The sequence below is a fragment of the Kitasatospora sp. GAS204B genome (assembly GCF_029892155.1).
Lineage (GTDB): Bacteria > Actinomycetota > Actinomycetes > Streptomycetales > Streptomycetaceae > Kitasatospora.
Genome location: NZ_JARZAG010000052.1, coordinates 20303 through 27444, shown reverse-complemented (window position 1 = coordinate 27444; position 7142 = coordinate 20303). Strand labels below are relative to the sequence as shown.

5 protein-coding genes and 1 pseudogene are annotated in these 7142 nt (G+C 67.4%); 4 read left to right on the top strand and 2 right to left on the bottom strand.

Going from position 1 to position 7142, the window contains the following annotated elements:
• Positions 1–538: 538 nt before the first annotated feature.
• Positions 539–835, bottom strand: a pseudogene (locus tag P3T41_RS36160) (integrase core domain-containing protein); the annotation flags it as partial.
• A 181-nt stretch (positions 836–1016) separates the two neighbouring features.
• Between P3T41_RS36160 and P3T41_RS36155 the strand changes: the two are divergent.
• Both P3T41_RS36155 and P3T41_RS36150 read left to right on the top strand, forming a co-directional pair.
• Positions 1017–1898: a hypothetical protein gene (locus P3T41_RS36155; protein WP_280694904.1), complete on the top strand. Its 882-nt coding sequence runs from the start codon at positions 1017–1019 to the stop codon at positions 1896–1898.
• The gene (locus tag P3T41_RS36150; protein ID WP_280694903.1) at positions 1802–2809 is read left to right on the top strand and encodes a ChaN family lipoprotein; all 1008 of its coding nucleotides are present in this window, start codon (positions 1802–1804) and stop codon (positions 2807–2809) included. The genes P3T41_RS36155 and P3T41_RS36150 overlap by 97 nt, the downstream gene beginning before the upstream one ends.
• A gap of 539 nt (positions 2810–3348) precedes the next feature.
• On the opposite strand, the gene P3T41_RS36145 is transcribed toward P3T41_RS36150, so the two are convergent.
• Entirely contained in the window at positions 3349–3750 is a 402-nt protein-coding gene (locus P3T41_RS36145; protein WP_280694902.1) for a hypothetical protein, read from the bottom strand.
• 384 nt (positions 3751–4134) lie between these two features.
• On the opposite strand from P3T41_RS36145, the gene P3T41_RS36140 reads away from it, so the two are divergent.
• Together P3T41_RS36140 and P3T41_RS36135 are read left to right on the top strand one after the other, a co-directional pair.
• Positions 4135–4941: a hypothetical protein gene (locus P3T41_RS36140; RefSeq protein ID WP_280694901.1), complete on the top strand. Its 807-nt coding sequence runs from the start codon at positions 4135–4137 to the stop codon at positions 4939–4941.
• A 160-nt stretch (positions 4942–5101) separates the two neighbouring features.
• The gene (locus P3T41_RS36135; protein ID WP_280694900.1) at positions 5102–6058 is read left to right on the top strand and encodes a hypothetical protein; all 957 of its coding nucleotides are present in this window, start codon (positions 5102–5104) and stop codon (positions 6056–6058) included.
• Positions 6059–7142: the final 1084 nt, after the last annotated feature.

The window sequence follows — 7142 nt, the reverse complement described above, 5'->3', positions numbered from 1 at the left end:
GGTACCTCACCCCACTCGAAACCCGAGCCAGGCTCCGGCACGACTTCACCCCTGCAGCGTAAGCACCCGCTGTCCAAGATCAGGGGGGAACTTCAGGGCGATCAGCAACCTCGCGTTTGTGCGACCGTCGCCGCACCGAAGGCGGTGGCCACCATGGTGGCGACGGCGAGCTGCGGCTCGCGTGGCGCGGCCTGGATCGTGGCGGCCTGCTGTCCACGGTTGCGGCGGCGGTGACGGGCCAGGACCGCGAGACCTCTTGTTTCGTCAGCTTCGCCACCTGCTCCGGGGTGGGCGCCTTGGTCTGTGGTGTGAGGTCTCAGGACTTGCTTGACGCTTCCCGCAGGCCCGCGCGCTCGGCTCCCAGGCGGATGCGCTGCACGGAGGGGATGACGTTGAGCTGGCCGCTGGCGGAGATCACGGTGTCGAACTCCACGGCACCGGCCGAGGGCGCCAGCAGGACCTCTGGGGTCTCGGTGTTCTGAGGCTTGGATGCCGCCGTCGATCGCTGAGTGGCCACGACCTTGACTGGCTCGGGCTGCGGGTTGGGGCGGAAGAGTGTGGCGGGGGTGGCCATGTCCAGCGGCTGGTGGGGCCGTGCGTGGTTGTAGGTGTGGACCCACTTGCTGATGGCGGCCTGGGCGGCGGGCAGGCTGGCGAAGGGCCCGCAGCCGTCCAGCAGTTCACCACGCAGGGTGCGGTGCCAGCGTTCGATCTTCCCGGTGATGGTCGGCGAGTACGGCTTGGTCAGCTTGGTGCTGACTCCGTTCTCCCGGCAGACCCGTTCGAGGAGGACCTCGGCGGGGCGGGGCCGGGTGAAGCGGCCGGTGAACTGCTTGTGGACGCCGACGACACCCGCGACGACACGCGGCCCACCGGCCTGACCCGCGATGATCAGCCCACGGAACGGACCATCAGGAACCGGACACGCCAGCCAACCCCCTCACGCCGGCGCGCGCACGTGAATGATCGAGGCTGGGCACGAAGAACGCAGCGATTTCAGGAGTTCTCCCGTACCCGTGGCACTGGAAAAGCTGGCACCCTACGGCGGGAATGCGATCACGCCACCACTGCCCCGATGCACACAGGACTCTTCCACCATGAGCACACCACGAGAACCGGATCCGATAGCAAGTCCGCTGGCACCGTCGCGCCCTGCTGCCGCCTACATCCTGGACTTCACCAAGGTCCCGATCCACACCTTGATGCAGCAGCAGGAGGAACTGGGCGGGTACCTCCGGGGACAGCTGGACGAACAGTACGAATCAGCCCAAGAAGCGTTGCTCGCGAACCCGGAGAAAATCGGTGAATTCAGTGAGTTGTCCGGTCTGAGCGAGCAATTTCTCCGCACCAAATCGCCAACCGACAGAGACCTCCAGACCGCGCTGTATCATGATTTTCAGAGCAGTGGAGAAGAAAACGTCCTGAAGGCGGGGGCTTGGGATGACGAAACTCTGCGGATCTTCCTGCCCCAGGACTTCGAGGAGATCGTTTCTGAGAACCGTACTTTCGCGGAGGGGATGGTCGGGCTCGCCGGTGCCCACATCCTGGATAAGGGCGGCACGTTCGAGGAGCCGTCCGCATTCCCGGTCCACCACCTCGTCGACGTCATCGACACCCTGGCCACACCCGAGTACCGCGACTATCTTGACCGCACGACCGACGTCAGCCGTGAGGTCTACAGTGCCCAATCCATGCGCGCTGCCCTCGTGTTCGACTTCGACCAGGTCGACCAGATCTTCCCGCGGGAGCGCCAGGAGACCTTGCCCAGGAGATCCGCGACGCCGGCACCCCGCGACAAGCCATGGCGGCCGTATTCCAGGACAGCGACATCGCGATCTTCGGAGAGACGCACGGAGACGAAGACGGCAGCGCGCACCGGTGGCCGGCCCGGCACATGAAAGACCTGAAGGACGCCGGCGTCACAACCGTCTACATGGAGGCCTTCGAGCGCCACGACCAACGGGATCTGGACCGCTACTGCGCCACGGGGCAGATGAGTCGGGCTCTCGAATTCAGACTCAAAATGTTGGACGTACGTCATTTCGAGCAGACCGACGAGCGTCCCTTCACCACCATCGTCAAACAAGCACACGCGCACGGGATGCGCATCCGCTCCGTCGACGAGCGCACCGCTGACGAACAGGTCAACTCCGAGGACCAGGATGGCGAGCTGCGGGTCCGCAACGCCAACCGTGCCTGGTTCAACGCCATCGTGGGTGATCAGGGACGTTTGCCTGGCGAGAAGGCCGTCGTCCTCGCGGGCTCCGCTCACACCCACACCATGCCCCAGAACAAGACGGTCGGCCGCCTCGACGGAAAGCTAAGCCCGAGTCCAGGTGACCGGCTGGGTCCCGGCATACCCGGACTCGCCGAAATGCTCACCCAGCACTACGGAAAACCGGTTCCCTGCGTGAAGGGCCGGCCTTCAAGCCACCCTGACAAAGACCAGATACGGCTCCTGGGAGACAACAGCGGACTGCGCCTCCACGTCGAGAAGCCCGAGCGCCGCGGTCCCCAACCCCAACATGCCCGCATCACCACCCACCAGCAGCACCCACAACACGCAAACCCCGGCACTGCACCAGCCCTAGTAGGCGGGCCAGCGCACAGCACCTTCAGCGGGGTCGAGCAACTAGGCGAACGCGTCACCCAGCTCAACACGAGGCTCGAGCAACTAGGCGAACGCGTCACCCAGCTCAACACGAGGAATGATCATGAACAGCAACAAGCCGAGCGAACCAAACCACCCCCACCCATACGACACCCCTCGCCCATGACGGGCCCTCCGACCCACTCGCCAAGGCTGTGATCATCCACTGTCGCCGCTCCGCGTGGAGCCGTGCCGCCGGATGCGCGACTACGTCCGCGTGACCGGCGCCGCCGCCCAGGAGTAGGCACCTCCGGGTACGACGGAGCCCCCGTCGGCCACGGTGGTCGGCGGAGGCTCCGTGCTGGGCTGCTTCGCTGACGTACTGCGAGCGGATATGCAGACCGCTGCGCGGGTCATACGGCCAGCTGACCCATTCGGCGGTGCCCTTGTCCTTCAGGCACCGCTCCCAGTTCGGCCCGTCGAACGGCGCGTACCAGTCCTCCGAGCGGTCGGAGAGGTCCGTGAACGCGTAGTTCGGCGGGAACTGGTCCACGCGCCACTTCGTGCCGCCCCACCGGTTGTTCTTGGACCACCGGAAGGCATCGACCTTCCACACCGGGCTGACGCCCTTCGCCTTCTCGGGGTCCACCTGCGAGTTGAACGCGTCGTGGGCCTTGCGGTCCTCCTCGCTCATCGCGGCCCGCTTGTTGGCCTCGTTCACCGCCGCCTGCTGCTTCTTGGCGAGGACCTCGCTGAGCTTACGGGTGGTGTCGTCGTCCAGCGGCTCGATCAGCTCGGCCAGGCGCTCGGCCGGCAGCAGGGCCAGCCACCACGACCCGCCTGGAGGCGTCATCGCACTCGACGTTATTGTCCAGCCACGCGATACCAGCGGCCGAGGTCGGTGTCTTACCGCCGTAGCCGATCGCCGTGTAGTGCTCGCGGCTCGCGGCCCGGATCGCGTCCATGTCGGCTGCGGTGAGCTTCGCCTCCAAGCCGCGAAGGGCATCGGCGGACAGCACGCGGAGCATGTTATTGCGGTCCGGGCGCGTCACCAGGCGAAGTTCGTCGGCGGTCAGCTCGGCCCAGTTGGCCCACTGCGCCGCCTCCCCCTTGCGGAACGCCTCCCACTCCTCCTCCTGCCACTGGGCAGCTTTCTCCAAGGCTGCCTGGAGGTTGAAGTCCGGGTCGCGGCGGTTGGGGACACTGTCGCTGTCATCGTCGCCGCACTGTCGCCACGGGCGCCACCCGCTCTCTGCACACGTTTTGGCCGCCCATGCACCCGCCCGAAGCACAGGGCCCCTGAGAGCCGGGGGATACTCCCTCTACATGTTGACTACAAGTCACTTCTTCGGCTACGCAAAGGACTTCAGCACATCGAGCGACATCCACCCGATGAAACGCCGCCGCACCGTTGCCAGCCGCCTATCGTGACGGCGCTGCAATCCACCCACCAGCAGCGGTAAGCCCCCTACCCGTCACGGCGGTAGCGGCCAAGCCGCCACTGCCCGCCCCCTGCACCACATCGACGAAAGCAGCACCCCCGGATGAGCCTGACCTCGATGATCGCCGACAAGACCTCACCGCTGAACACTTTCCTGGCAGACGAACTGCCCGGCATCGCGACCCTGCGCGCCTCATACCGCTCGCGCACCCGCCGCCCCCACATCCCCACGCAGCGCCCTGCGCCGCCGACCGGGCAGGCAGCGCCGGACTGGGGAACACTGGGATCCGCTGTGGACCACCGCCTGCGGTTTGCCCTGCGTGCCCTCAACGCGCGTGACCGCTCGGTGGCCGCCGGGATCGAACTGGCCGGCCAGTGGCGCACGGTGCTGCACCGCCTCGGACACGACTTGCTGGCAGAGATCGACCACCTCATCACTACCCACCGCCTGGACGACCGCACCCGCCCCCTCCTGTGTACCCCCGAGGTCGAGGATCGCCTCGCCCGCGCCTGCTACACAGCAGCCCTCTACGAGGAGGTCTACCGCAGCGGGCAGCTCTGGCCCACCACCACACTGGGGCGCGCAGAAGAGGGCCTGACCCTGGAGGACCTGCTCCACCAGGTGCCCAACTATGCCGTCACCGACCTGACCGCCATGACAGGCGCGGCCGAGACCGGACTGGCCACGGTACGCGCGGCCACCACACCCGAACAGGTCGTGCTGGCACCGCTGTTCGCCGGCAGTGCCGACGTCGAGGGCGCCGACGCCGACTGGATCGCCGACCGCACCCTCATCGACGTCAAAGCCACCGCCACGCCCGACGCGCTACCCGGCCGCGAGGTCCAGCAACTCGTCGGCTACCTCCTGCTGGACTACGAAGACACCTACCGCATCGAGCGCCTGGGCTGATACCACACCCGCACCGCCGCCCTCACCACCTGGGACACCGCCGAGTTCCTCACCCTGCCCTGGCACACCACTGACACCCCCTACGTCTGCGGTTTCGACAGCTGCGCCTGACGGCCGATCACCCCCCCAACCCGCAACGAAAACCGCGACAGGATTCCCCATGACCTCGACTGGGCCGACCGACGGGCTCTGTACCCACTTCAGCGTCACGACCCGAAAGCGCTGCCGACGCAACCGAGCGCAATGGCCGCAGGGCTACGACGACCTGCCCGTCGTCCGCGCCTGCCGCAGCCACCTCAACGACGCGGAATGGGCCATGTGCTTGGAAGCCCGGCGACGGCGCGACGAAGAGCCTGCCCGCCGTACCGCCGCAGAACCCGGCCTGCACCTCCCCCCGACCCCCCGAGAGCCGCGCCCTTGTACCGGCCAGTGCACATCCATGGAGCAAGCAGGCCTCAGCACGACTGACAGCGCGTCGATGATCTGTGCCAACTGCGACAGCTACCTGTGCTCGTCATGCGGCCGGATCCCCGTCCCGGAAATCCTCATCGCCTGCGGCTGCGACAGCGAATACGACTGCTACGACCCCTATGAGGACCGCCAGCCGATGCTCCTCGACCAGATCAACCACGGGCCCGACCCGCAGCGCAGGCTCACTCGGCTCGTCCACCAGATCGCCACAGCGACAGGCAGCACCCACCGCGAAGTCAACGCGCGGATCAACCGTGAGATCGGCGTCCCCACGCGCGTTGGCGCCGGCGAGAGCGTGATCCGCGAGGCCTCGGCCGTCGCCGGAGCCTGGTGGTCACGAGTGGAGAACACCACCACAGCGACCGGACGCGGCCCACTCAGCAACGGCTGGGCCGCCCGAGCAGCCGTCGACCTTGCCAGAACGCTCTGGGAGACCCGCTGCCACCGTCCGGCCAACTCCCTCCAGCAAGAGCTGGAGCAGGAGATCGACACCCTCACCATCGGCGGAGGCCGCACCGAGCGAGAGATCCTGATCGAGGCGGTCAACCAGATCTCCTACCTCATCACCCAACTGGTGTCGCGCACAGGGAGCGAGGTAGAGGAAATCCTCACAGATCTTGACATGACCTGCACCGATCGGGACTGACCGCCTGACTGCCCAGGACACCCAACAGGTCACCTCCGGCACACGAACAAGGTGGCACTGACGACAGAGCAGCCACCTGCGCAGGACGACCCCGCGGCCGCAGACCCCGCCCCTCCGCCGGCCTCCTAACCGCGGACGTTACAGGCAGGACCACCTCAGCACCGATGCCCACACCTCAGCCTCGCACTACGCATCGACCGCCCACCCGGCTACGAACCAGCGATCTGACCCCGCCCTGACACCCCCTTCCCGCTGTCACACCCCTGACGCCACCCAACGCCACTCCATGCCGCCCCTACCGCCAATTCCATGTCGCCCAACCGCCCAACCGCCTCGCTCGTACACCATGGCCCGCCCCCTCAACAACACTTCCTTACGCACTTCCTCACGCCGTGCGCGACTTCCATTACGTTTCACGTTACGCACTTGGCGAACGGCCCCGCCCCGCAGGGCCACGCAGTGCCCCGCCGCTGAGGAGGCCATGGATGCCCGCCGATCCCGCACCGCCGACCACACCGCAGCCGGCCAGCGACACACTCACCGCGCCCGCCGCGCCGTCAGTTCCGCCGACCGCCACCGACACCGGAGCCGCGCGTGCGCTGTCAACGGACGTAGTAGGCGTCGACAACGCGCGCAAAACCCTACCCAGCCTCGTCAAAACCGCCCAAGCCGGCGTCAGTACAGTCATCGCCCGGGGCCCGCACACAGCCATCCTCACAGCCCTGAACGCATCCGACGCCGCCACCTACGACATCGCGCAAGTGCCGGTATTCGGGATCGCCGAGGCCCGCGCCAAGCTCGGCGACCTGGTCACGGCAGCCGCCAACGGAACACCACAGGTCCTGCGCCGCCACTCCACCAGAGTCGCCGTACTGCTCCCCACAGCCGCCTTCACCCAGCCCCCCACCGCCCCCCAACCCGCAGCCGGGAAACCGGCCCAGGAGACCACCCCCGCCACCAACACCACACCCGCCCCGGCCACCAGCCCGGCACCCCCAGCACAACCGCACCCCGCCACTCCCGCAACCCCCCACAACTTCCCCACGACTCCGGCCCCCGCCAACGCCGCCTCAGACCCGCTCCC

Excerpts from the sequence above, each read along its gene's own strand:
- P3T41_RS36140 (WP_280694901.1), top strand. The coding sequence starts at position 4,135 with ATGAGCCTGACCTCGATGATCGCCGACAAGACCTCACCGCTGAACACT.
- P3T41_RS36135 (WP_280694900.1), top strand. The coding sequence starts at position 5,102 with ATGACCTCGACTGGGCCGACCGACGGGCTCTGTACCCACTTCAGCGTC.
- P3T41_RS36150 (WP_280694903.1), top strand. The coding sequence starts at position 1,802 with ATGGCGGCCGTATTCCAGGACAGCGACATCGCGATCTTCGGAGAGACG.